Source organism: Lactonifactor sp. BIOML-A5 (assembly GCF_009677585.1).
Taxonomy (GTDB): domain Bacteria; phylum Bacillota; class Clostridia; order Lachnospirales; family Lachnospiraceae; genus Lactonifactor.
The window spans coordinates 1-24,935 of sequence record NZ_WKYV01000003.1 but is presented as its reverse complement, the minus strand read 5'-3'; the positions used below and the strand labels follow the sequence as shown (position 1 = coordinate 24,935).

Annotated in this window: 23 protein-coding genes; 22 read left to right on the top strand and 1 reads right to left on the bottom strand. The window is 46.2% G+C overall.

Going from position 1 to position 24,935, the window contains the following annotated elements; genetic code table 11:
• Positions 1 to 182: 182 nt before the first annotated feature.
• The 14 genes from tig (at position 183) to spoIIID (ending at position 16,436) form a co-directional block, all read left to right on the top strand.
• A complete protein-coding gene (tig, locus tag GKG41_RS02750; protein WP_154256952.1) occupies positions 183 to 1,397 on the top strand; it encodes a trigger factor in 1,215 nt (404 codons plus the stop codon).
• Between the two features lie 228 nt (positions 1,398 to 1,625).
• Positions 1,626 to 1,985, top strand: coding sequence for an arsenate reductase family protein (locus tag GKG41_RS02745; protein WP_154256951.1), 360 nt, complete (start codon positions 1,626 to 1,628; stop codon positions 1,983 to 1,985).
• Positions 1,986 to 2,134: 149 nt separating this feature from the next.
• A complete protein-coding gene (locus GKG41_RS02740; RefSeq protein ID WP_243140999.1) occupies positions 2,135 to 2,587 on the top strand; it encodes a hypothetical protein in 453 nt (150 codons plus the stop codon).
• A complete protein-coding gene (locus tag GKG41_RS02735; RefSeq protein ID WP_154256949.1) occupies positions 2,577 to 4,202 on the top strand; it encodes a GH3 auxin-responsive promoter family protein in 1,626 nt (541 codons plus the stop codon). The genes GKG41_RS02740 and GKG41_RS02735 overlap by 11 nt, the downstream gene beginning before the upstream one ends.
• Positions 4,195 to 6,711: an HD domain-containing phosphohydrolase gene (locus GKG41_RS02730; protein WP_347563344.1), complete on the top strand. Its 2,517-nt coding sequence runs from the start codon at positions 4,195 to 4,197 to the stop codon at positions 6,709 to 6,711. The genes GKG41_RS02735 and GKG41_RS02730 overlap by 8 nt, the downstream gene beginning before the upstream one ends.
• A gap of 571 nt (positions 6,712 to 7,282) precedes the next feature.
• On the top strand, positions 7,283 to 8,728 hold the full coding sequence (locus GKG41_RS02725; RefSeq protein ID WP_154256948.1) for an aminotransferase class I/II-fold pyridoxal phosphate-dependent enzyme: 1,446 nt from the start codon (positions 7,283 to 7,285) through the stop codon (positions 8,726 to 8,728).
• A gap of 81 nt (positions 8,729 to 8,809) precedes the next feature.
• Positions 8,810 to 9,661 carry a polyamine aminopropyltransferase gene (gene speE / locus GKG41_RS02720; RefSeq protein WP_154256947.1) on the top strand — a complete coding sequence of 284 codons (852 nt, stop codon included), beginning with the start codon at positions 8,810 to 8,812 and terminating at the stop codon, positions 9,659 to 9,661.
• A complete protein-coding gene (gene speB / locus GKG41_RS02715; RefSeq protein WP_154256946.1) occupies positions 9,651 to 10,526 on the top strand; it encodes an agmatinase in 876 nt (291 codons plus the stop codon). The genes speE and speB overlap by 11 nt, the downstream gene beginning before the upstream one ends.
• A 17-nt stretch (positions 10,527 to 10,543) precedes the next feature.
• Positions 10,544 to 11,746 carry a saccharopine dehydrogenase family protein gene (locus GKG41_RS02710; protein ID WP_154256945.1) on the top strand — a complete coding sequence of 401 codons (1,203 nt, stop codon included), beginning with the start codon at positions 10,544 to 10,546 and terminating at the stop codon, positions 11,744 to 11,746.
• A gap of 1 nt (position 11,747) precedes the next feature.
• Complete coding sequence (gene nspC, locus GKG41_RS02705) at positions 11,748 to 12,872, top strand: carboxynorspermidine decarboxylase (protein WP_154256944.1); 1,125 nt, start codon at positions 11,748 to 11,750, stop codon at positions 12,870 to 12,872.
• Between the two features lie 144 nt (positions 12,873 to 13,016).
• Positions 13,017 to 14,165, top strand: coding sequence for an amidohydrolase (locus GKG41_RS02700; RefSeq protein WP_154256943.1), 1,149 nt, complete (start codon positions 13,017 to 13,019; stop codon positions 14,163 to 14,165).
• Positions 14,166 to 14,375: 210 nt separating this feature from the next.
• Positions 14,376 to 15,410, top strand: coding sequence for a nucleotidyltransferase domain-containing protein (locus GKG41_RS02695; protein WP_154256942.1), 1,035 nt, complete (start codon positions 14,376 to 14,378; stop codon positions 15,408 to 15,410).
• A 13-nt stretch (positions 15,411 to 15,423) separates the two neighbouring features.
• Positions 15,424 to 16,008: a sugar O-acetyltransferase gene (locus GKG41_RS02690; RefSeq protein WP_154256941.1), complete on the top strand. Its 585-nt coding sequence runs from the start codon at positions 15,424 to 15,426 to the stop codon at positions 16,006 to 16,008.
• A 173-nt stretch (positions 16,009 to 16,181) separates the two neighbouring features.
• Positions 16,182 to 16,436 (top strand): sporulation transcriptional regulator SpoIIID, encoded by a 255-nt coding sequence (gene spoIIID / locus GKG41_RS02685; protein WP_072854829.1) that lies wholly within the window; start codon positions 16,182 to 16,184, stop codon positions 16,434 to 16,436.
• Positions 16,437 to 16,519: 83 nt separating this feature from the next.
• Here spoIIID and GKG41_RS02680 read toward each other — a convergent pair whose 3' ends face one another.
• Entirely contained in the window at positions 16,520 to 16,855 is a 336-nt protein-coding gene (locus GKG41_RS02680; protein WP_072854828.1) for a cyclic-di-AMP receptor, read from the bottom strand.
• Between the two features lie 212 nt (positions 16,856 to 17,067).
• Here GKG41_RS02680 and GKG41_RS02675 point away from each other — a divergent pair, with 212 nt between their 5' ends.
• From GKG41_RS02675 to GKG41_RS02640, 8 genes are all read left to right on the top strand, one after another.
• Complete coding sequence (locus tag GKG41_RS02675) at positions 17,068 to 18,399, top strand: MATE family efflux transporter (protein WP_154256940.1); 1,332 nt, start codon at positions 17,068 to 17,070, stop codon at positions 18,397 to 18,399.
• Positions 18,400 to 18,499: 100 nt separating this feature from the next.
• Positions 18,500 to 20,044: a glutamine-hydrolyzing GMP synthase gene (guaA, locus tag GKG41_RS02670; RefSeq protein ID WP_154256939.1), complete on the top strand. Its 1,545-nt coding sequence runs from the start codon at positions 18,500 to 18,502 to the stop codon at positions 20,042 to 20,044.
• 257 nt (positions 20,045 to 20,301) lie between these two features.
• Positions 20,302 to 21,393: a hypothetical protein gene (locus GKG41_RS02665; protein ID WP_154256938.1), complete on the top strand. Its 1,092-nt coding sequence runs from the start codon at positions 20,302 to 20,304 to the stop codon at positions 21,391 to 21,393.
• A 254-nt stretch (positions 21,394 to 21,647) separates the two neighbouring features.
• Complete coding sequence (locus GKG41_RS02660) at positions 21,648 to 22,457, top strand: helix-turn-helix transcriptional regulator (protein ID WP_154256937.1); 810 nt, start codon at positions 21,648 to 21,650, stop codon at positions 22,455 to 22,457.
• A 13-nt stretch (positions 22,458 to 22,470) separates the two neighbouring features.
• Complete coding sequence (locus GKG41_RS02655; protein ID WP_154256936.1) at positions 22,471 to 22,929, top strand: VOC family protein; 459 nt, start codon at positions 22,471 to 22,473, stop codon at positions 22,927 to 22,929.
• A 72-nt stretch (positions 22,930 to 23,001) separates the two neighbouring features.
• A complete protein-coding gene (locus tag GKG41_RS02650) occupies positions 23,002 to 23,724 on the top strand; it encodes a DUF5131 family protein (RefSeq protein WP_154256935.1) in 723 nt (240 codons plus the stop codon).
• 93 nt (positions 23,725 to 23,817) lie between these two features.
• Positions 23,818 to 24,288: a GNAT family N-acetyltransferase gene (locus GKG41_RS02645; protein WP_154256934.1), complete on the top strand. Its 471-nt coding sequence runs from the start codon at positions 23,818 to 23,820 to the stop codon at positions 24,286 to 24,288.
• A gap of 86 nt (positions 24,289 to 24,374) precedes the next feature.
• The gene (locus GKG41_RS02640; protein WP_154256933.1) at positions 24,375 to 24,833 is read left to right on the top strand and encodes a hypothetical protein; all 459 of its coding nucleotides are present in this window, start codon (positions 24,375 to 24,377) and stop codon (positions 24,831 to 24,833) included.
• Positions 24,834 to 24,935: the final 102 nt, after the last annotated feature.

Genomic DNA, 24,935 nt, shown 5'->3' with positions numbered 1-24,935 from the left:
TGAAATGGACGGGAAAGGCTTTCTTTTTAAGGCCATGTATGGTATAACACATGTGTGGCTTTAACTTGAAAAGCCTCTGTCTTGAAACAAGATAAGACTCCCCGCTTGCAGAAAGTACGCCAAGGCGTACTTGAAATTGTACAGATTTATACGATAACCGGGAGCCTAGAAAGGATGAAAATATGAAAAAAAGGGGTACATTAATCGCGCTGGCTCTGTGTACAGCGCTGGTGTTTACCGGATGCTCAGGCAGCAATTCCAAAGATGGCAAGGACAGCAAAAATACAGGAGAAAAAATTGACATATCTGATATGAAGGATTCCGACGACCTGGTAAAGGCGCTGGACCTTAAAGATTTGGGCAAATATATGACTCTGGGCCAGTACAAAGGACTGGAAGGCACTAAGATGGTGTATGAGATTACAGATGAAGATGTGGATGCCCAGGTAAACGGTACATTATCTCAAAACTCTGCTGTGGTGACAGACCGGCCGGTTCAGGACGGGGATATTGTCAATATTGACTACGTGGGAACGGTAGACGGCGTAGAGTTTGAAGGGGGAAAGGGACAGAACTATGACCTTACCATCGGATCCGGTGAATTTATCGACGGATTTGAGACAGGCCTTATAGGAGCAACCACAGGACAGGAGGTTGATGTCAATGTTACCTTCCCGGATCCTTATCAAAATAATACGGATCTGTCCGGTAAAGATGCAGTTTTTCATGTGACAGTGAATTCCATCTCAGCACCTCCGGAGCTTACGGATGAGTGGGTGGCGGCAAACACAGAATATAAAACAGTAGATGAATACAAGGCGTCTATCAGAAAAATGATTGAAGACAGCAATGACGATCAATCCATCTATTACCTTGCTACGTCTCTGTTCAGCCAGGTACAGGAGAACTCCGAGATCAAGGAATATCCGGAAGATCTGGTTAAGAAAGAAACTCAGAATTATAAAGATCAGATAGAATCTATGTATGCAGCGGCTGCTGGTATGACCATGGATGAGTTCATTGAGGCTCAGGGTTATACAGAAGAGACTTTTAACGAGCTGGCAGAGGAAAAGGGCAAAGAGCGTCTGCAGCAGAAGATGATCGTACAGGCTATTATGAATGCTGAGGATATAAGAATCACGCAGGAAGATTATGATAAGATGGTAGAAGACTATGCACAGAGATATGGATTTGAGAGCAAGGATACTATGATCCAAAGCTACGGGGAAGATATGGTAAAGGATACTATTCTCTGGAATAAGGTTGGAGATGTGCTGGTCGAGAACGGTAAGATTACGGATCAGACAGTTGATGAGGGGGAAGCAGACACCAGCGGCGCATCCCAGGGCGAAGCGGACGCCAGTGACGATGCCCAGCAGGAAGAGACAGCGGAATAAGCCAGAACACGAATCGGATCTTTAATAAACCCGGTGACAAACAGGCGTAAAGTAAGATAGCCCGTTTGTCCCGGGCTTTTTTATGAGAATATTTCCCATTTATTACCAAAACATAACATTAAATTACAATAAAGGTTCAAATTTCTTCATGAAAGGCGTTGTAAGAAAAAGAATTATCGATTATAATAAGCATGATATGCAAAATACTGGAAGTTAAGGAGTATGACAATGTCTGTTTTATTTATAGAATATCCAAAATGCAGTACCTGCCAGCGTGCAAAAAAATGGCTGGACAGTCGCGGGATTGAATATACGGATCGGCATATAAAAGAAGAAAATCCTACCAGCGGAGAGCTTGCAGAGTGGTACAGAAAAAGCGGACTGCCTTTGAAGCGCTTTTTTAACACCAGCGGAATGATTTATCGGGATATGGGACTGAAAGATAAGCTTCCTACGATGACGGAAGAGGAGCAGCTGGAGCTTTTGGGTACGGACGGTATGCTGGTAAAGCGGCCGCTGATTATAGGGGATGATTTTGTACTGACAGGTTTTAAGGAGAAGGAATGGGAAGACGCCTTGTGTAGCTGAGCAGAGGGAACAGTATGACTTATACGATTGCGGGAGTTGTTGGCTTTTTATTATTCGTATTATATGATATAAACAGTGTGCTGTGGAGAAGGAAAAGTCTCCACTGTGGCTTTTTTGCGGGGAATGTGCTTATTATAGGTGCAACCATAATGTTGATAAAAAGAGTATGGAATGAGGCGTTTGTGTCAATGGGTTCTGTCTTGTGGGGCCTGTTGGCACTGTTCTTTTTAGGGCTTCTCATTTATACTCTATTTTTTGCCCTGCCATTTGGGGATACGTATCAGACCATGGGCGGCAGACCCCAGGTCTGCAGCGCGGGGGTGTATGCCCTGTGCCGGCATCCGGGGGTTCTGTGGTTTTTCTTTTTTTATCTGTTTCTGGGTCTGTCTCTTCACTCCCTGCAGCTTATGGGAACAGGAATGGTGCTCAGCCTGTGCAACCTGGGCTACGTGATTCTGCAGGATATGTGGACGTTTCCCAGAAGTCTGGGCGGGTATGAGGAGTATAAAAAGAGCACTCCTTTTTTAATCCCTACGAAGGGGAGCATTATGGCTTGCCTTACTACATTGCGGCAAAGGGGGCGGAAGGAACATGAGGTTTGAAGAAAAGTTAAAAGAATTTCCAAAAGAAGCGATATGGAGCGAGTACTGTGGCTTTTTGGATCTTGATATCAAGGAGTATATGCAGATACAAAACCGGCTCTTATTAGAACAGATCCGTCTGTGGAGCAGATCTCCCCTGGGGCAAAGCTTTTTAAAGGGAAAATATCCGGGAACCATAGAAGAATTCCGCGCTATGGTGCCCCTTACTACATATGATGACTATGCAGATGTACTGCTGGCCAGAAGAAAGGAAATGCTGCCGGAGGAGCCGGTAATCTGGATTCAGACCACCTGGGAGGGGGGCAAACATCCCATAAAGGCAGCACCTTACACCCAGGGAATGCTGAAAACGTATCAGAACAATGTTCTGGCATGTCTGATTCTGTCCACAAGTAACCGGAAAGGGGAGTTTGACGTAAGTCCTGCGGACAATATCCTGTACGCCCTTGCCCCCCTGCCCTACCCTACCGGGCTGTTTCCGGTTGCCCTTGGGGACGAGATCGGCATTGGCTTTCTGCCTCCGGTCAAGGATGCCGTGGAGATGTCCTTTAAGGAGAGAAATGTAAAAGGGTTTCAGATGGGACTGAAGAAGGGAATTGAGTTTTTCTTCGGCATGGGAAGTGTGGCCTACTATGTAAGCCTGAGCGTTGCTGCCATGGGAAGCGGCGGCTCCTCCAAAGGACTGAAAAAACTGGCGGGGATCTCCCCGTCTATGCTTCTGCGCCTAGCTAAGGCAAAGAAAATATGCAAAGAGGAAAACCGGCAGCTGAAGCCTAAGGATTTGTTTCAGCTAAAAGGTTTTATGTGTGCAGGCACGGACAACCGGTGCTATAAAGATGACCTGGAAGACCTCTGGGGGATCCGCCCTATGGAGCTTTTTGCAGGGACAGAGCCCAGCTGCATTGGGACAGAGACCTGGACCAGGAATGGAATGTATTTTTTTCCGGACACTTGTTTCTATGAATTTATTCCGGAGGCAGAGATGGAGAAGAATATGGAAGACAGTACTTACCAGCCCCGTACGGTTCTGATGAATGAGGTACAGGAGGGCGAAAAGTATGAACTGGTACTTACCATCTTTAAGGGAGGGGCTTTTGCCAGATACCGGGTGGGAGATGTATACCGGTGTGTGGGGCTTACGAACAAAGAGGACGAGACAAAGATTCCCCGTTTTCAGTATGTGGACAGGGTATCCTCGATCATAGATATTGCGGGATTTACCAGAATCTCTGAGTATTCCATAACCCGGGCCATAGAGTTGTCCGGACTTCCGATCAAGGACTGGATCGCACAGAAAGAGTATAAAGATAACCGGAGACCTGTATTACATATGTATTTGGAGATGGAGGCCGGCTGTCTGGCCAACCACGCGGTAAGTCAGATGATCCTGAAAGAGCATCTGGGGATTTATTTTAAATATATTGACGAGGATTACCAGGATCTGAAAAAAATTCTGGGAATGGATCCTCTGGAAATTACTATATTAAAATGCGGCACGTTTGACCGCTGCAGACTGGAGACGGGGAAAAATATCCGGCATATGAGCCCTCCAGCCCGGGAAGTACAGGACCTGCTGCGGGCAGAGTATGACAAAGGAGGGATAGGACGTGTATAGCTATGCGAGTGTGCCGATTATTGCACTGTTTTGTTATTCCTTCCTTCTGGTGTCCTTCCTGGCTGCCAGAAAAAATAAGATTATTAATTCTTTTATTGGCCTCTTAGTTATTATGATTATGTGGACCGGTGGCTCCTTTTTTATGCGCATGGGGCTGTGGCCCTATGAAAAATTCTGGTTTCATGTATCTCTGATCGGGATGATGATGATGCCCGTGGGATTTTTGGGATTTATCCGGGAATTCATGGAGGTTAAAAGTAAGTACCGCAAAGGGTTCTGTTCTGTTCTTGTTCTGATCATCATGGCCGTGAATATAAAAACAGGAGTCTTTGTAGATGCACCGCAGATGAAGGAGATAGCCACGGGGCAGATAACCTATATTTATGATATTCACTGGCCGGTGGTTGTCCTCTTTCTTACAGAAGCGTTTATCCTTCTTGACTGTGCCGGGATGATTTATAAGAACGGGCGCCGCAATGCTGTGGTTAGGAAGAAACTCAATCCGATCCTGCTGGGGATTTTTATCCTTTTCCTGGGACATGTACTGCTTGTATTCCCGCTTTTTAAAGGATTTCCCATTGATCTGATGAGCGGAATTATCAATGCCTTTCTAATGTTTTATGCACTGTACAAAAAACGTTTGTTTAAGCTTACACTTTTGATTTCCAGAGGGAACTGCTATGCCCTGGCTATTGTTCTGGCTGTAGTAATCTTTTATAATCTGGTTCGGCCTTTGGAGGAACTGCTGAGCGGACTGTTTCACCTGGGAGATTCCCAGAGAGTTATGGCGATCGCTGTCCTGGTAATGCTGGTAACCATGGGCATGTATGCGATACTTAAAAAGTTTTTTGACGAACTGTTCGTGAAGGATGAACTGGTTCAGACGGAGAATCTCCGGGACTTTAGTTCGAAGGTATCCAAATCCCTGAATATCCAGGAAATTCTTACAGAATTGATTGAAATTATACAGAAAACAATTTCTGTGGAAAAGGTATATATCTGCATACAGGACGACCAGGGGGAATATAAGATGGTGCAGAGCACCAGTCCCCTCAACCGACGGGATTTTGTGCTGGCAAAGGATCATCCTGTAGTAGAATATCTGAAGAAATCAGACGGATGTCTGCTGATGAGGGAATTTAAACGGACGGTTGCCTATAAATCTATGTGGGAAGAGGAGAAGCATCAGCTGGCTGTCTGGAAAATAGAATGTTTTGTTGCCTTAAAGGATGAAGAGGATATCATTGGTATCGTCATGCTGTCCAATAAGCTGAAGCATGAGAGGTATACCTATAATGATATTAGCTTTCTTACCTCTGTAGATTCCGTAAGCTCTATTGCGGTTAAGAACTCAAGGCTCTACGAAAAGGCTTATGAGGAGGCCAGGAAGGATGAGCTCACCGGCCTGCTCAACCGGAAATGCTTTTACGAGGTTCTGGACGAGGCCTATGAAAGATTTAAAGACAGTTCCCTGGCGCTTATTATTCTGAATATAGATGATTTTAAGCTGTATAATCAGTTGTACGGGGACCAGGAGGGGGATATTGCCCTCCAGAAAGTGGCGGCCATTATACAGGCAAGCGCAGGGGAAAAAAGCTATGTGGCAAGATACAGCGGGAAGGAATTTGCCATTATTCTGCCCCAGTATGATCTCCACATGGCGAAAAAGCTGGCGGAAAACATTGCGGCACAGATCCGGGATATGAACCGGCACTCCAAAGAATATGCTCTGAAGGCTCTTACTGTAAGCTGTGGGATCTGCGGAATTCCATTTTCAGCCTCCAATCCTCACGAGCTGGTAAACAATGCGGATATGGCAGTCTATCATGTGAAGCGTTCAGGTAAAAATGCTGTTATGATTTATTCCGTGGGCCAGGATCAGAAGTTTGCTATGCAGGCGCCTGAACCGGCATATAAGAAGAGTGTGTACTCAGAATATGCATCTACCATCTATGCCCTTACAGCTGCCATTGATACCAAGGATCACTATACCTTCAGTCATTCCAAGAATGTGGCATACTATGCCAGCGAGCTGGCTAAGGCGTACGGCATGAATCAGGAATGTGTCAATATTGTGCACGAGGCGGGGCTTCTCCACGATATCGGAAAGATCGGTATTCCTGAGGATATTCTAAACAAACCGGGAAAGCTTACGGACGAGGAATACGAGGTTATGAAGGGACATGTGGAGCATTCCATCGGAATTATCCGTCACCTGCCCTCTCTGGATTACGTCATTCCCGCTGTTATCGGACATCATGAGCGATATGACGGAAGGGGATATCCCAGACGGATTGCGGGAGAGGATATACCTATTATGGCCCGGATGCTGTGTGTGGCGGATTCTTTTGACGCTATGATTTCCAAGAGAAGCTACAAGCCAAGTATGGAGGTGGACAAAGCGCTGGGTATTCTGGAGGAAGAGGCCGGTATGCAATTTGATCCGAAGCTGGTTCCTATTTTTATAGATTTGGTGAAGCGTCAGGTCATTGAAATTCAGCTGGACTGAAAAATCTTCTTTCTTCTTGACAGAAAAATAAAAATATGATACGTTATCCATTGTATGGATGATAGTTCCTGAATTAGAGCTTTCCATGCAAATATTTTTTGACCACTCGTTAAGAGTTAAGGCCATACGGACAGCCGGGTCAACTGCCGATTGGCAACTTTCGTTGCCTTATTGATTGAGTTAAAAGCTCAAATTTTATAAGTTGGTTACTCAAAACCAGTGCATAGCTGCACATCAACTTGTGAAACGGTCAATAAGAGTGGTAAAAGTAAAATGTTTGCTATATAGACTCTAATTCTCAACTGCATTTTGAATAAATAGGAACAGGGGGGCCTGCAGGCCATAGCCTCTGTTTTCAAATAAAACAAAATCAGAAAAGACGATGAAACGCAAGTGATGGGCGGTAGACTGCCTGTTGCCTGCGTTTTTTATTATATAGGAAACTTTGTTCCCTATGCAATAAAAACCCTCCGGGGGATCACACTGCGGCAGACCATCCAATTTGCGGACTCAGGACTGCATACAGGCGTCTATTGCACATAATTAGCTGAATAGAAAGGAGAGGAGGCCAATGAGTCTTTCACAGGAAAAGGCCCCTGTCTACCAGGCACTGGAGGAATTCAGGCGGATGAGAGTGGTCCCGTTCGATGTCCCCGGACACAAAAGAGGGCGGGGGAATAAAGAGTTAAGGGAATTTCTGGGAGAAAAGTGCGTCAGCCTGGATGTGAATTCCATGAAGCCTCTGGATAACCTGTGCCATCCCGTATCTGTCATCAGGGAGGCAGAGGAGCTGGCGGCAGAGGCCTTTGGAGCGTCGCACGCCTTTCTGATGGTGGGGGGCACTACCTCCGCGGTACAGAGTATGGTGCTGACTGCCTGTAAACGGGGGGATAAGATCATTCTTCCGAGAAATGTCCACAGGAGTGTGATTAATGCTTTGGTTCTCTGTGGAGCAGTGCCTGTGTATGTCAACCCCGATGTGGATCATCAGCTTGGGATTGCCCTGGGGATGAAGGTGTCCCAGGTAGAACAGGCGATTACGGAGAATCCCGATGCAGTGGCTGTTCTTGTAAATAATCCTACCTATTACGGGATCTGTTCGGATATAAAGTCCATTATTGCCCTTGCGCATGCCCATGGAATGATGGTGCTGGCGGATGAGGCCCACGGCACCCACTTTTATTTTGGGGAAAATCTGCCGGCGGCAGCTATGAAGGCCGGTGCGGATATGGCGGCGGTGAGTATGCATAAGTCTGGGGGAAGCCTTACTCAGAGTTCTCTTCTGCTTACAGGACCAGAGGTGAATCCGGGATATGTAAGCCAGATAATTAATCTGACGCAGACTACCAGCGGGTCCTATCTGCTTTTGTCCAGCCTGGATATCTCCAGAAGAAATCTGGCGCTCCACGGAAGAGAGACGTTCCGGCAGGTGGTGGAGCTGGCAGAATATGCAAGAGCGGAGATCAATGCCATAGGCGGTTATTATGCCTACTCCCGGGAGCTGGTGAATGGGGACAGCATCTATGATTTTGATGTGACAAAGCTTTCTGTCTATACCCTGGAGATCGGTTTGGCGGGGATTGAAGTCTATGATCTGCTCCGTGATGAATATGATATCCAGATAGAATTCGGGGATATCGGCAATATACTGGCCTACCTGTCTATCGGGGACCGCAGACAGGATATTGAGCGCCTGGCCAGTGCCCTGGCAGAGATTAAGCGGCTGTATCAGAAGAGCAGGAACGGTATGATGAGCCAGGAATACATAAGTCCCCAGGTGGTGGTAACGCCTCAGGACGCCTTTTATGCCAGGAAAGAATCTCTGCCGCTGAAAGAGACGGCGGGAAGAGTGTGCAGTGAATTTGTTATGTGCTATCCCCCGGGAATTCCTATTCTGGCTCCGGGAGAGAGGATTACGGATAAGATACTGGACTATATTGTGTATGCAAGAGAAAAGGGCTGCTCCATGACCGGGCCCGAGGATGAGAAGATAGAAGCACTGAATGTATTGCTATAGAGACCTGTTTTTGAGAGGACGCAAAAGGTCCGCAGGGGACGGGGATTTTAGGAAAATATAGAAGATAAGGAGAGGTGGAAAATGGAATTATGGTTTTCAGAGCGTCATACCCAGAATGTGAAGTTTTCCATTCGTGTAGAGAGACAGCTTTACAGCGGACAAAGTGAATTTCAGCGGATTGATGTATTTGACTCCAGGGAGTTTGGACGGTTTCTGACCCTGGACGGTTATCTTATGCTGACAGAGAAGGACGAATTTATATATCATGAAATGATGACCCATGTGCCTATGGCAGTGCATCCCGATCCCAGGAAGATCCTGGTAATCGGAGGAGGAGACGGGGGCGTAATCCGGGAACTGACCAGGTATGAAAAGATAGAGCGGATTGATATGGTGGAGATCGACCCTCTTGTGGTAGAGGTATCCAAAAAATATCTGCCACAGACGGCCTGCCGGCTGGACGATCCCAGGGTACATATCTATTATGAGGACGGCCTGCGTTTTATACGTTCTGTGCACGAGGAATATGACCTCATTATTGTGGACTGTTCAGATCCCGGGGGGCCTGGGGAAGGGCTGTTCACCAAGGAGTTTTACGGGAGCTGCTATAAGGCTTTGAAAGACGACGGGATTATGGTGAATCAGCATGAGAGCCCCTTCTATGAGGAGGATGCCATGACTATGCAGAGAGTACACAAGCGCATTGTGGAGAGCTTTCCCATCAGCCGGGTCTATCAGGTGCATGTGCCCACTTTTCCGGCGGGGCATTGGCTGTTTGGGTTTGCCTCTAAAAAATACCATCCGGTCCGGGACCTGGATGCTGTCAAATGGAATATGCTTGGGCTTTCCACCCGGTATTATACGACACAGCTCCACGCAGGGGCTTTTGCCCTCCCATATTATGTAGAGGAGATGCTGAAGCATGTTGAATAAGAATATAGAAGTATTTATCGGCTGTGAGGCGGAATATGAGGAGGCAGGGATTGTGCTGTACGGGGCACCCTATGATTCCACGACTTCTTACCGGCCAGGGGCCCGGTTTGGAAGCAAGGCTATGAGAAGCGAATCCTTCGGCCTGGAGACTTACAGTCCCTATCAGGACAAAGATTTGACAGAACTGAAAGTTTTTGACAGCGGTGATCTGGAGCTGTGTTTTGGAGATTCCTCCCTTGCTCTGGAAGACATAGAGAGACGGGCTGAGGAGATTCTGGAGGACGGGAAGCTGCCTGTGCTTTTGGGCGGAGAACATCTGGTGACTCTTGGAGCTGTCAGGGCAGTGTTCAAACGGTACCCGGATCTCCATATGATTCACTTTGATGCCCACGCGGACCTGAGGGAGGATTACCTGGGCGCAAGACTGTCCCATGCTTGTGTACTCAGGCGCTGCTGGGAACTTCTGGGGGACAAAAGAATCCACCAGTTTGGAATACGCTCAGGGGATCGGGAAGAGTTTCGCTGGGGAGCCAGGGGCCATGTGTATACCAGAAAATTCGATTTTCAGGGACTTGCGGAGACGGTAGAGAAACTAAAAGGTAAGCCTGTGTATTTCACCCTGGATCTGGATGTGCTGGATCCCAGTGTATTTCCCGGAACGGGGACACCGGAGGCCGGGGGCGTAACCTTTGACCAGCTGAGGGACGCAGTGGAGCTGGTTTGCAGGGGCACGCAAATTGCAGGGTGCGATATGGTGGAGCTTTGCCCGGGGTATGACCCCAGCGGAATTTCAACGGCAGCAGCCTGCAAGGTACTGCGGGAGGTGCTTCTTGCACTGAAACCACAGAGACAGGTTATTACATAGAAAAGGAGAATATAAGTATGGGAAAAGCGTTGATTATTGGCTGCGGCGGTGTTGCATCTGCAGCCATCCATAAATGCTGTCAGAACAGCGAAGTATTTACAGAAATCTGCATTGCCAGCAGAACAAAAGCAAAATGTGATGCACTGAAGGAAAAGCTGGAGGGAACTACAAGCACAAAGATTACAACCGCACAGGTAGATGCGGACCATGTGGACGAGCTTACGGCACTGATCGAAAAGGAAAAGCCGGATGTTGTGCTGAATCTGGCGCTGCCCTATCAGGATCTCACCATTATGGAGGCCTGCCTGGCTACCAAAACACACTATATAGATACAGCAAACTATGAGCCAGAGGATACGGCCAAGTTTGAATATAAATGGCAGTGGGCCTACAAAGAGAGGTTTGAGAAAGCGGGAATCACTGCCCTTTTAGGAAGCGGGTTCGACCCTGGAGTGACTGGTGTTTTTTCTGCATATGCCCAGAAGCACTATTTTGATGAGATTCATTATATTGACATACTGGACTGCAATGCAGGGGATCACGGATATCCCTTTGCCACAAACTTTAACCCGGAAATAAATATCAGGGAGGTATCAGCCAAGGGAAGCTATTGGGAGAACGGAAGCTGGGTTGAGACGGAACCTATGGAAATTAAGAAGGTCTATCATTTTCCGGAAATCGGGGAGAAGGATATGTACCTGCTCCACCATGAAGAGCTGGAATCCCTGGCGCTGAATATCAAAGGTATTAAGAGAATCCGATTTTTTATGACCTTCGGGCAGAGCTATCTGACCCATCTTAAGTGCCTGGAGAATGTGGGGATGACATCCATTGAACCCATTGAATTCGAAGGAAAGCAGATTGTGCCTCTCCAGTTTTTGAAGGCTGTGCTCCCGGATCCCTCGTCTCTGGGACCAAGAACCAAAGGAAAGACGAATATTGGCTGTATTTTCCGGGGAATAAAGGATGGAAAAGAAAGGAATCTTTATATCTACAATGTATGTGACCACCAGGAATGCTACAGGGAGGTAGGATCCCAGGCAGTGGCATATACCACAGGGGTTCCGGCTATGATAGGCGCCATGATGGTAATGACGGGCAAATGGCAGAAGCCGGGGGTATTCAACGTGGAAGAATTCGATCCGGATCCCTTTATGGAGGCTCTGAACCGGTGGGGGCTGCCGTGGAAGACAGAGGAGCAGCCGGAGCTGGTAGACTGATATGCGCTGGGAACAATTGCCTACTCCCTGCTATGTAGTGGATATATCCCGGCTAAAGGAGAATCTGGAAATACTCAAAGGAGTGGCAGACCGCACCGGATGCGAGATTCTTCTGGCACAGAAAGCATTCTCCATGTATTCCCTGTATCCTCTCATAGGGGAGTACTTAAGCGGCTGTACTGCCAGCGGACTCTATGAGGCCAGGCTGGGGGCTGAGGAGATGGGAAAAGAGAACCATATCTACTCCCCCGCCTACAGGGCCGAAGAGTTTCCCGAAATCTGCGAGATCTGCAGCCATATCATCTTTAATTCCTTTTCACAGCTGGAGAAATACGGCCCTGTGGCCATAGAACGGGGAAGAAGCGTGGGACTGCGGATTAATCCCCAGTACTCCACCCAGGAAGCACATGCCATCTACGATCCCTGTGCACCAGGTTCCCGCCTGGGAGTAACTCTGGAAAACTTCAGGCCAGATCTTTTGGGAAACGTAGAAGGCCTTCATTTTCACACCCTGTGCGAGCAGGATGCCTATGATTTGGACGCCACCCTGGATGTAATTGAGGAAGCGTTTGGCCCCTATATGGAAAGAATGAAATGGGTTAACTTCGGGGGCGGACACCACATCACAAGGCCGGGTTATCACATAGAAGTGCTGGAAAAATGCATCCGGCGGATACAGAACCGTTACCAGGTACAGGTATATCTGGAGCCGGGGGAGGCCATTGCCCTGGATGCGGGCTATCTGATCACCGAAGTACTGGAGATTGTAAAAAACGGTACTGACACCGCCATTCTGGACACATCCGCCGCCTGCCATATGCCGGATGTCCTGGAAATGCCCTATCGGCCTCCGCTAAGAGAGAGCGGAGAACCCGGGGAAAAATCCTATACCTGCCGCCTGGCCGGACCCACCTGCCTGGCCGGAGATATCATAGGCGACTATTCCTTTGACCACAGGCTCACCCCGGGGGAACGGCTGGTGTTCGAAGACATGGCAATCTACTCTATGGTAAAAAACAATACCTTCAACGGCATGAAACTGCCGGGGATTGCAATGCTGGAAGAAGACGGGGAGTGCAGGTTAGTAAAAGAATTTGGCTACGAAGACTTTAAAATGCGGCTGTAAAGGTATAAAAGGGGACGTGTACTTTCTAAAAAGAACACGTCCCCTTTTGGGGATAGGCCTGTCCCTAACTGCCATAAAATGTATAAAAACCCTGATTTGAGCAGATAGTATAACAGAATTGGCAAATAGAAGGGAGTTTTTGTTATGCTGCTGATTAACGGTAGAGTTTTAACTATGGCAGGAAAGGTTTGGGAGAATGGTTATGTCCGTACAGAGGGAAAGGTGATCGCAGACATAGGAAGTATGGATACCATATGTGTCAATGACAGTGAGGAGGTAATTGATGCCTGCGGCGGATGGATTATGCCAGGCCTGATTGACGCCCATACTCACATGGGGATTACGGAGGAGCGCAAGGGAACCATAGGAGATGACTGCAATGAAATTACAGATCCCATTACTCCTCACCTCAGGGGATTGGATGCGGTGAATCCTATGGACTGTGCCTTCCACGATGCTATTATGGCAGGAATCACTTCAGTTATGGCAGGACCGGGAAGTGCGAATGTAGTGGGCGGTCAGTTTGTATTTATGAAGACTCACGGACGGTGTATTGATGAGATGTGTGTACTGGAGCCGGCTGCCATGAAAGTGGCATTCGGGGAAAATCCAAAGACAAATTATGGAGATCAGGGCCAGTCCCCTGCTACCAGGATGGCGATTGCAGCCATGCTCCGGGAGGAGTTGTTTCGGGCAAAGCAGTACTGGGAAAAGAAGAAAAAGGGAAAACTCTCAGAGAAGGATTTCCGCATGGAGGCCTGGATACCGGTTCTGGAGAAGAAGATACCCATGAAGGCCCATGCACACAGGGCGGATGATATACTGACAGCAATCCGCATAGCCAGGGAATTTGATGTGGATATAACTCTGGATCACTGCACCGAGGGACACCTGATTGCCGAGGAAGTGGCAGCGTCTGGATTCCCCGCCATCGTGGGAACAGATCTTACCTCCCGTTCAAAGATAGAAGTGGAAAATATGAGCTTTAAAACCTGCGGGGTTTTGGAGAAGGCAGGGGTGATGGTTGCCGTCACAACCGATCATCCGGTAGCGATCATCCGGTACCTGCCCCTGTGCGCAGGGATGGCTGTGCAGCAGGGCATGTCTCTGGAGGGCGGTCTGAAGGCACTGACCATTCATCCCGCCAAAATCTGCCGGGCAGCGGATCGGGTAGGCAGCCTGGAAGTGGGAAAAGATGCGGACATTGCCGTATTTACAGGAAATCCCATGGAAGTGTTTACGGAGACCATCTGTACAGTGATCGACGGGGAGGCAGTCTATCGCCGGGAGTAAACGTAATTTTAAATGGTAATCTTTTCGGAAATTGGCGAAGTCTTACAGCAGGGCTTCGCCTTTTTGTCAATGCATGCTATACTATACCAAAGTCAAAAAACTTGGAAAATCTATGCCCGGGGAGAAATGTGCATCCTGCGTATGAGTACACTACGCGGGCATCGATGTAGAAGCCGGAACAGACAATGATAGAAATTTTTGGAGAAGACTATGAAGCAAAACGGAAAACCAGACAGGACCTTGCTGGAGAATCAGGACTACAATTTCATAAAAACCGACAAACATTTAGGAAAACATGTGATCCTTCTGGGACTTGCAGGCAGTTATTCCTACGGTACCAACAATGAGAGCAGCGATATCGATATCCGGGGAATAGCCCTGAATCAAAAGTCTGATCTCATCGGTATGACAAACTTTGAGCAGTATGTGGATCAGAAAACAGATACGACTATTTACTCTTTTCGGAAAATAATCACCTTGCTTTTGAACTGCAATCCCAATACCATAGAGCTTCTGGGACTAAATCCAGAGCATTACCTGTATCTGAACCAAATCGGAGAAGAGCTTCTCGCAAACCGCAGCCTGTTTCTGTCAAAACGGGCAGTACATTCCTTCGGAGGCTATGCGGATGCCCAGCTCAGACGCCTCCAGAATGCGCTGGCCAGGGATTCCTATCCCCAGCGGGAGAAAGAACTTCATATCTTTCATTCTGTGAGAAACGCGATGTACGAGTTCCAGAACCGGTACAGCAGCTTTGAAAACGGGAGCCTGAAGCTTTATGTGGATGTATCCGGGAATCCTCAGCTGGAGACGGAGATATTTGTTGACGCGAATCTTAGACACTATCCTTTAAGAGATTATAAAAACATCTGGGCAGAGATGAATAATATTGTGAGAGACTATGATAAAATAGGCAAAAGAAACAAGAAAAAAGACGACAATCACCTGAATAAACATGCCATGCACCTGATCCGCCTCTTTTTGATGGCCATTGATATTCTGGAGAAGGGGGAGATTCATACGTACCGGGAAAAGGAGCATAACTTACTATTATCCATCCGAAACGGGGAGTTCCAGAAAGCGGACGGCACCTTCCGTTCAGAATTCTATGAGATGCTGACAGGCTATGAAAAAGCTCTGGAACGGGCAGCCCGGGAAACCGCCCTTCCGGATGAACCGGACAGGGAAGCTGTGGAGGCGTTTGTTATGCGGGTGAATCGAAAAGTAGTGACAGATGAAATATAAACGGAGGACAGATATGACAGAAAGAGAAAAGATGCTGGCAGGAGAAATATATGACTGCGGAGATACGGAGCTGTTGAAGCAATGGCACAAAGCGAAAAACCTCATTCGTGAGTATAACCAGACGGGTTCAGAGTGTTTGGAGGAAAAGGACAGGATTTTGTGTGAATTATTAGGGGCACGGGGGGAAAACCTCTGGATTACTCCGCCATTCTATGCAGATTACGGGTGTAATATATCCTTCGGCAATAACTGCGAGGTCAATATGAACTGTACGTTCCTGGATGATAACAAAATTATCATAGGCAACAATGCTCTTATTGCACCTAATGTTCAAATCTATACCGCATATCATCCCGCAAATGCCCGGGAGCGGTTTGGGGAGCTAAGTGAAAGCGGCGGGTTTGCATTCTGTAAGACCCAATCGGCACCGGTAATTATCGGGGATAATGTGTGGATTGGCGGCGGGGCGATTATCCTGCCGGGCGTGACCATTGGAAATAACGTTGTGATAGGCGCGGGAAGTATTGTGACAAGGGAGATACCTTCGGACAAGATTGCATATGGAAATCCCTGCAGAGTAATCAGGGATAATCTATAAACGCAGCATCAGCCCTATAGTTCTAAAAAGTATAGGGAAAATATTCCCCTGCAACGGCTGCTTTTTCAGGATTTTTTATCCGGGAAGAAGGGGAACCTGAAAGAGCCATTCTACTGACATATACGGATTCTCTCCTGCATACATTGTAAAAACAAGTTTTCCGGAGGACTTCCGTGAAAGAATATATTGAAGAACGTGCGGTGGACATCGCCAATTACATTATAGACTGTAATGCGACGGTGCGTCAGACTGCGAAGAAATTTGGGGTTTCAAAATCAACGGTACATAAAGATGTAACCGAACGCTTATTGCAGATCAATCCTACGCTTGCCAGAAAAGCAAGAAAAGTTCTGGATGTAAATAAGCAGGAGCGTCATATCCGTGGCGGAATGGCCACCAGAGAAAAATATTTGCATAAAGCCCCCTGATTGTCTTGCTGCACATAAGAATCTGCCTATCATGAATCAAACTGCCGCAGCCATATTCCGTCAGAATGGCTGCGGCAGAATGCTTATAGCTTGTGGCACTGTTCAACATTAAGGACAAAGATGGTGGCCCCTCCCACGTCAACCGGAATCGAGGGAATCGCGGCATAATTATAGCCGTTGGAGCTTTCCGGATATGGGGTAGGATAAGAAATCTGCTTCCTTTTTCCGCATTCCTCAGAAAAAATATCAAGCACCTGCTGTATCTGATCGTCCTGTACAACTGTAAAAAGAGTTGCATTTCTCTTACGGAGAAAACCTCCGGTAGTAGAAACCTTGGTAACGGCAAAGCCGGCCTGGTTCAGGGCATACATAACATTATTCACATCACTGGCACATACCACAGCATAAATCATTTTCATAGGACATCTCTCCTCTCCTGCCAATGGTTTCAAAAAGCTAACTTTCCGTACTATTATAAAACTTGACTCTCCCTTCCGTCAACGGTTAAGTTTTTATAAAGAAAACCAGGAAAAATATTCCCTCCGCCCTATTGTAAGGCAAAGGGGATAGCAGTATAATGTGAGGGAAATGTTAAAAATGCGTTAAGATAAACATTTTTGAGGAGAGAGAAATGAATTATATGTTTAGCAACAAGGATCTGAGGAGGCTAATCCTTCCTCTGATCGTGGAACAGTTCCTCCAGTCCTTCGTAGGACTGGCCGATTCTATTATGGTAGCCAGCGTGGGTGAGGCTGCCGTATCCGGCGTATCTCTGGTAGATACGGTCATGATTCTGTTAATTAATATATTTGCTGCCCTTGCGACCGGCGGAGCTGTTGTAGCCGGACAGTTTATAGGCAAAAAGAAACAGGACATGGGCTGCCAGGCAACCAACCAGCTGATTTTATTTACGGCATCCTTTTCCCTGGTGATTATGGCCTTGGGTTATCTGTGCAGAGGATTTATCCTTCACGGTGTCTTCGGAAAAATCGAAGCTGAGGTTATGTACGATGCCAATATCTATCTATTGATTGTATTTGCTTCTATTCCTTTCATTGCCCTGTATAACGCAGGCGCTGCCATCTTCCGCGCCATGGGAAATTCCAAAATGTCCATGCAGCTGTCCATGATTATGAATGCAATTAATCTGGGCGGGAATGCTATTCTTATCTACGGACTGCACAGAGGTGTGGAAGGAGTTGCCATCCCTACTCTTGCGTCCAGGGTCATTGCCTGTATCCTGATGATGATTATGCTGGTGGATCCCAGGAGAACCCTTCATATTGTAAGACCCTTCCGCATTCATATAGACAGAATGCTGCTGAAAAAGATTCTCTACATTGGTATCCCCAACGGCCTGGAAAACAGTATGTTTCAGCTGGGCAAGATTCTGGTGCTGAGTATCGTGGCAGGCTTCGGAACGTCGTCTATTGCCGCTAATGCAGTGTCCAACAATATCGCTATGTTTGCCATCCTGCCGGGCATGTCTGTGGGATTTGCGCTGCTTACCGTAATCTCTCAATGCGTGGGTGCCGGGGATTACCAGCAGGCAAAATATTACACCCGGAAGCTGATGAAGATCACCTATCTGGCCCTGATTGCCATTAATATACTGCTGATGCTGATCCTGCCTCTGATTATCCGCATCTACGGCCTGTCCCATGAGGCCAGCACCTATGCCTATAAAATCCTGATTTACCATTCGATCTGTGTGGTAACTATATGGCCCCTATCCTTCACTCTGCCCAATACACTGAGGGCTTCTAACGACGTAAAATACACTATGGTTCTGGCCATTATTTCTATGTGGGTCTTTCGGATTGGCTTCAGCTACATTCTGGGAGTGAACCTGAAGATGGGAGTATTCGGAGTGTGGGTGGCTATGACCATAGACTGGCTGTTCCGGTCCATTGCCTTTGTATGGCGGTATCTCAGAGGAAAGTGGCAATTGCAGAAAATATAAAATTTACCATTGTCAAGGAGGGAGAGCTCCTATATAATGAGGTACAGATCCATCGGACGGATACAGTATGATGGAAAACAAACACACAGGAGGAATTATTTTGAAGAGAGAGACAGTCATAGTTCTGGACTTTGGCGGGCAGTATAATCAGCTTATTGCCAGACGGGTGCGTGAATGCAACGTATACTGCGAGATATTTTCTTATAAAACAGATATAGAAAAAATAAAAGAAATCCAGCCGAAAGGTATTATATTTACTGGCGGACCCAACAGCGTATATCTGGAGGACTCCCCTACCTACACCCAGGAGATCTTCCAGCTGGGAATCCCTGTTCTGGGCATCTGCTACGGCGCTCAGCTGATGATGCACCTGCTGGGAGGAGAAGTGGGAACCGCCCCGGTGAGAGAATATGGGAAAATTGAGGTTACGGTAGATCCTTCAGCAAAGCTTTTCAGGGAAGTATCCGAAAAGACGATCTGCTGGATGAGCCACAACGATTATATCGCAAAGGCAGCTCCCGGATTTGACATCATTGCCCATACGTCAGACTGTCCGGTGGCAGCCGTGCAGAACACAGAAAAGAATCTGTACGCGGTTCAGTTCCACCCCGAGGTGCTCCACACCCAGGAAGGCAAAAAGATGCTTTCTAATTTTGTTTACCAGGTATGTGAATGCTCCGGCGACTGGAGAATGGATTCCTTCGTGGAAGAAAGCATCCAGGCAATCCGCCAAAAAGTAGGAAAAGGCAAAGTGCTCTGTGCTCTCTCCGGAGGCGTGGACTCCTCTGTGGCAGCAGTTATGCTGTCAAAAGCAGTGGGGAATCAGCTCACCTGTGTATTTGTGGACCACGGACTGCTCCGCAAGAACGAGGGAGACGAAGTAGAAGCTGTGTTCGGCCCTGAGGGAGCGTATAATCTGAACTTTATCCGCGTAAATGCCCAGGAGCGCTTTTATGAGAGATTAAAAGGCGTGGAAGAGCCGGAGAGTAAACGGAAGATTATTGGGGAAGAGTTCATCCGTGTGTTCGAAGAGGAAGCAAAGAAAATCGGTGCCGTGGACTTCCTGGTCCAGGGAACCATTTATCCCGATGTTGTGGAGAGCGGCGTAGGCGGAGAGTCTACGGTGATTAAATCCCATCACAATGTGGGAGGACTTCCTGACTATGTAGATTTCAAGGAGATTATAGAGCCCCTTCGGGACCTGTTTAAAGACGAAGTGCGAAAAGCCGGCCTTGAGCTTGGAATTCCGGAATATCTGGTATTCCGCCAGCCGTTCCCCGGCCCGGGACTGGGGATCCGAATCATTGGAGAAGTAACAGCCGAGAAAGTAAAAATGGTTCAGGACGCGGATGCCATCTGGCGGGAAGAGATTGCAAATGCCGGGCTGGACAAGAAGATTGGACAATATTTTGCCGCGATTACAAATATGCGGTCGGTAGGGGTCATGGGGGATGAGAGAACCTACGACTATGCAGTGGCCCTGCGGGCAGTTACAACAACAGACTTTATGACAGCAGAGAGCGCGGAGATTCCCTGGGAAGTGATTGGGAAGGCAACCAGCAGGATTGTGAATGAAGTGAAGCATATTAATAGGGTGCTTTATGACTGTACGGGGAAGCCGCCGGCGACGATTGAGTTTGAATAATAAAAATTAGATATGGATTATTTAAATGGCAGGCTGTCTATATGATGATCTGCCATTTTTGTAATAAAATTGAAGTTCGTTATTAGCGTAGTGTGTTATCTCATCATTTATTAATAGGATAGTGTATGATATACTTACTTGTATCAAAGGGATAAAGGCATGCGAGCAATCATGAATTCAATCTATGAAATAAATGTGGTGTTAAAGCTGGTGGTATTTTATGTTATAAACAATATGAAAATATGGAAGGAAAATCAATGGAGGGTAAAAAAGGATATTTATATGATTTAGAAAAACTTATTACTGTGCGTCTGATGCAGGAAGATACGGAAACCGTATATTCTCTTTTGAAAACGGAGAGAGATCCCATATTTGCTATGGGGATATTACCGTATTACGCAATGTTTGTTCAATCTTGTCAGGAGTATATGGGAGAAATTTTCTTAGAAGAAGTATATGCGAAAAAGATTAAAAACACTCGGAATTTTCTCAAAGCATATGGAGATGGCTTTGGAAAATCAAAAAAGCGGGTTGAGTCAATAGATGAAAATCAAAATGAACAGTATAGAGAGCGATTAAACTTTGACTTTATGAAGAATTGGAATATCCATATGAATCTAGGAACATACTGGACAGAGGATAAGCATATCATTGGAAATACGCAAATGATTGCAGATTTTTTAGAGGTTAGAGATGTGTTTAATACTGAAAATAAAGAAATATATCGGAAGTTGGGAGAGCAAATAGGGTCTTTCGTTGTTTCTCTAAAAGAAGGCTTTCCGCAAAGTATTTGTCTACCAGAGATAAATCGTCCTAATACAGGCAAAGAAATTAAATATTTTTATGATTTGAATACAAATAATGTAGATAAGCTGTTTCGTAATAATTCACAAAAATCGCTAAATCTATTTTTTCTGAACATAACCTGTAATCTTAACTTTATTAAATATGTTTTGAGGCCATTATTAGACGTTGATAATAAGTGGTTATTTCGAGTAGAATACATTGTGACATATTATGCATATCGCTCAATTCAACGTTTAAAAAATTACTGTGAGAATAACACAGATTTATGTATTGGTTTAGAAGAATTTACAGATATGTTAGAATCGGGGCGTGGTTTATTTCAATCAAAATTTCGCAATTGTATGATGCACTATGGGATTGAAAATCAAGGAGTTATATCTATAGAATATATAGAAAAGCCATTCTACGGAATCGTTGAAACTTGCTATAATGGAAAAGATTATAATTATTTTTTGGAAGAACTAAGAAATATATCGGAGAAAATTCTTATGGTATTAGAGGACAGGTTTGATGCGGAAGGGATAACATTAGAGCATTTATAAAAATGGTTGATATATGAGATAATAAATAGATAATGGAATTAGTAAAATCATGGAAGAAGTCATATGTAACAAGCTTGCAGTAAAGGAGTGATAATTTGTGACACTACTGGTGGCACAAATAAGTTGGACAAATCACCTGCTTATTATGCCCGGATGTAAAACTGGAGCAGTGGTATATTAGTCAAACAGTGGATTCAGAGATAAATAAGATGAGTATTACAAGTAGAAACTGCAACTGCAGGAGGCCCCCTAGGATGCTTGAAAAAGATAACCAATTCAACATATTTCCTTCACACATTGGATTAAGAAAATATATTCAGTATTATAACATCGTGTTTCCGGAAAAGGATACGTTCCTGCCTCAATACACGCTTATGCCTAATGCATGCGGAACATTGTCCCTTGCGTTCGACGGAAACGGAGTCAAAGCTGAACTATGGGGCGCATCCCTGACACCTATTCCGCTGGGCAGAGAGCCAAACCGCTATCATATCCTGCTGCTTATTCAGCTTTCTCCATATGGATTGTATCAGATGATCCGTCAAAGCCAAGCTGAGTTTGCGGATAAACGCCTTTCACTGGCAGACATTGACTATGAACTTTACAAATTACTGCATCAGGCATTTGTGGTGTCGGAAACCACAGGCGGTCTAGTAAATGCTTGTGAGAAAATATTATACCAGCGCATGGAAAAGCAGGCTGTTTCGGACGCTTTGCTGTTTGCAGCTGCATACATTTCTGGTAGACACGGACAGACACAAGTGCAGGAAGTGGCCCGGCAGTCCGGTTACAGTGAGCGGCATTTAAACCGTTTATTTCTCACACAAATAGGAATGAATGTGAAAAACTATGCACGCTTAATCCGCTTTAACTATGTGCTAAAGCAGATTCAAACATCGCCCTGCTTTTTTGCTGCTTTGTCCCAGCAGGCCGGTTATTTCGATCAGGCCCATTTTGATAAAGACTTTAAGGCCATCAGTGGTGTTACTCCTCAACAGTATTTGGAAACTATGTCGGATTTTTACTATGACGGGACGGAAATCTATCCTATAATTTCCTTGTAGGAGGAATAAAAACATGAAATATCAAGGTTGTCTTTTGGCGGTCAGGGATATCTCCGCCTCTAAAAACTTTTATGAAAACGTGCTTCATCAAAATGCAGTCATGGATATAGGCGGGCATGTAGCTTTTGAAGGCTTTTCTCTGCAGCAGGGGTATGCTGATATTGTTGGCATTGCTGCTGACTGTGTAAAGGAACAGTCACATAACTTCCAGGTGTATTTTGAAGTGGAGGATTTAGATCAGGCATATGCTGAGCTAAAACACTTGCCCAGCCTGCAGTGGGTACACGAAATCAGGGAATATCCATGGGGACAGCGCGACATCCGGGTGTATGACCCGGACAAGCATATTGTGGAGATTGCAGAGGATATGACTACGGTTATCAAACGCTTTTTTGCTCAGGGCATGTCGTCGGAGGAAGTTGCCAAACGTACGATGTACCCGGTCGAATTCGTAAAGCAGTATGCGTTGTAATCAGATGTATGGAACAAGGCGGCTTTAGCAAGAAAGCCGCCGCTATTTTACTCAGAATAAGGGAGGCCGCCTATGAACTGGGAGCCGTGGACTGGCTGTTACAAAATAAGTGACGGCTGTACAAACTGTTATTTTTATGGGCCGTATGCAAAGCGCTGTGGACAGAATACGATTCTAAAAACAGATAAATTCGACTGGCCCATCAGGAGAAATAAAAAAGGCGAATACAATATTAAAGGGGATAAGATTCTGGCTACCTGCTTTGCCACCGACTTTTTTCTTCCCGAAGCGGATGAATGGAGGGGAGCGGTCTGGGCTATGATCCGGGAACGGACGGACATTGATTTTTTGATTCTGACAAAGCGGATTGACCGTTTTCCTGTATCCCTTCCCGCCGACTGGGGCGAAGGCTATGACAACGTGAATATTGGCTGCACGGTAGAAAATCAGGCGCTGGCCGATTACCGGCTTCCTCTGTTTTTATCTTATCCCATAAAGCGGAGGTTCATCGCCTGCGCTCCGCTTTTGGAGGCAATCGACTTGACCCCTTATCTTCATGGGGTGGATCATGTTACTGTGGGGGGCGAAACGGGGCGGGAAGCGCGTGAGTGTGATTATGAGTGGGTGCTGCAGATCCGGAAGCAATGTGTCAAGGCGGGCGTGACCTTTTGGTTTAAAAATACAGGATCACTTTTCCGGCATGACGGTATTGTAGAAAAAATTAACCCATATAAGCAGACCGGCATGGCAAAAGGACTTGGTATCGATATTTCGGACGGGAAACGGTTGTTTTAATCATAAAATTAAAGATAATTTTGCTCCAATAGATATGCCTTTTTTATGTATTATAAGGACGAGAACTATAATTTGTGTTAGGAGGGCAGATATATGTTTAGGATAAGACATATGGAACAGACTGATTTAGAAATATTCAAAAAATGGCTGTATACACCCCACGTTGCCAAGTGGTATCATGAGCCACTGGATTGGATCAACGAGGTTGAGAAGCAGGACAGGGAGTTTTGCTGGATACACCACTTTATTGTGGAGTATGAAGGAAAACCTATCGGTTTTTGCCAGTATTATGCATGCAAGGACAGCGATGAATCTTGGGAAGGCTACACAGCGATGGGCGGTTCCTACAGCATTGACTACATGATTGGGGAATCCGCTTGCCTCCGAAGAGGCTTTGGCAAAAGAATCGTGGCAGACTTAACAGACAGGATCGCCCTTCACCCTGACGCTGAAAGGATTGTGGTACAGCCAGAGCCGGAGAATAAGGCTTCCTGCGGTCTGCTGCTGTCCTGCGGCTTTATGCTCGACAAGGAAAAGGAGATTTATGTGAAACCCTTGCGTTGATTAACAGGCAAGGCCAGGGCGGGCAGATACGTTCGGCAAACTGGAATTTGCAGCTGATATTATTACATTATCGGAGGAATTAATATATGCAAAACTTTTTCAATGCGTTGACAAGTGAAGGTAAAAACGTGGAGCTGCCCGAAGAATTTAACTATTTCGGGAAGCTTATCGGCAGTTGGAAAATCGATTACATTGATAATAGCAATTCTCATTCGATAAAAGGTGAGTGGCATTTTTCATGGATTCTAGACGGAATGGCAATTCAGGATGTTATTCTCCTGCCCGATTATGAATACGGAACGACGCTCCGCGTTTATAACCCCGGGACGTATGCTTGGGATATTGCGTATTGTTATACAGGGAAAATTATGCGCTTTGAAGCGAGAAAACAAGACGATATCATAGTCCTTACGAACATTGAGAATGAAAGACGAAAATGGGTGTTTGTCAAAATCGAGGATAATAATTTTCATTGGCAGGATGTGATGGTAAAGGATGACGGTGAATGGCAGATTAATTTTGACATATATGCCCAGCGCATATGATAAGCATTGTGTATGCTGCGCAAATTGCAGTCGGCGGACTCCAACGGACGGTTTTGCGGAGCAAAACGGACGCGATGCGGAGCGAGCGGACTAACCTATTAT

Bases quoted from the DNA above. Each gene is read 5' to 3' on its own strand.
- tig (WP_154256952.1), top strand. From the start codon at position 183: ATGAAAAAAAGGGGTACATTAATCGCGCTGGCTCTGTGTACAGCGCTG.
- GKG41_RS02745 (WP_154256951.1), top strand. From the start codon at position 1,626: ATGTCTGTTTTATTTATAGAATATCCAAAATGCAGTACCTGCCAGCGT.
- GKG41_RS02740 (WP_243140999.1), top strand. From the start codon at position 2,135: ATGTTGATAAAAAGAGTATGGAATGAGGCGTTTGTGTCAATGGGTTCT.
- GKG41_RS02735 (WP_154256949.1), top strand. From the start codon at position 2,577: ATGAGGTTTGAAGAAAAGTTAAAAGAATTTCCAAAAGAAGCGATATGG.
- GKG41_RS02725 (WP_154256948.1), top strand. From the start codon at position 7,283: ATGAGTCTTTCACAGGAAAAGGCCCCTGTCTACCAGGCACTGGAGGAA.
- speE (WP_154256947.1), top strand. From the start codon at position 8,810: ATGGAATTATGGTTTTCAGAGCGTCATACCCAGAATGTGAAGTTTTCC.
- speB (WP_154256946.1), top strand. From the start codon at position 9,651: ATGTTGAATAAGAATATAGAAGTATTTATCGGCTGTGAGGCGGAATAT.
- GKG41_RS02710 (WP_154256945.1), top strand. From the start codon at position 10,544: ATGGGAAAAGCGTTGATTATTGGCTGCGGCGGTGTTGCATCTGCAGCC.
- nspC (WP_154256944.1), top strand. From the start codon at position 11,748: ATGCGCTGGGAACAATTGCCTACTCCCTGCTATGTAGTGGATATATCC.
- GKG41_RS02700 (WP_154256943.1), top strand. From the start codon at position 13,017: ATGCTGCTGATTAACGGTAGAGTTTTAACTATGGCAGGAAAGGTTTGG.
- GKG41_RS02695 (WP_154256942.1), top strand. From the start codon at position 14,376: ATGAAGCAAAACGGAAAACCAGACAGGACCTTGCTGGAGAATCAGGAC.
- GKG41_RS02690 (WP_154256941.1), top strand. From the start codon at position 15,424: ATGACAGAAAGAGAAAAGATGCTGGCAGGAGAAATATATGACTGCGGA.
- GKG41_RS02680 (WP_072854828.1), bottom strand. From the start codon at position 16,855: ATGAAAATGATTTATGCTGTGGTATGTGCCAGTGATGTGAATAATGTT.
- GKG41_RS02675 (WP_154256940.1), top strand. From the start codon at position 17,068: ATGAATTATATGTTTAGCAACAAGGATCTGAGGAGGCTAATCCTTCCT.
- GKG41_RS02665 (WP_154256938.1), top strand. From the start codon at position 20,302: ATGGAGGGTAAAAAAGGATATTTATATGATTTAGAAAAACTTATTACT.
- GKG41_RS02660 (WP_154256937.1), top strand. From the start codon at position 21,648: ATGCTTGAAAAAGATAACCAATTCAACATATTTCCTTCACACATTGGA.
- GKG41_RS02655 (WP_154256936.1), top strand. From the start codon at position 22,471: ATGAAATATCAAGGTTGTCTTTTGGCGGTCAGGGATATCTCCGCCTCT.
- GKG41_RS02650 (WP_154256935.1), top strand. From the start codon at position 23,002: ATGAACTGGGAGCCGTGGACTGGCTGTTACAAAATAAGTGACGGCTGT.
- GKG41_RS02645 (WP_154256934.1), top strand. From the start codon at position 23,818: ATGTTTAGGATAAGACATATGGAACAGACTGATTTAGAAATATTCAAA.
- GKG41_RS02640 (WP_154256933.1), top strand. From the start codon at position 24,375: ATGCAAAACTTTTTCAATGCGTTGACAAGTGAAGGTAAAAACGTGGAG.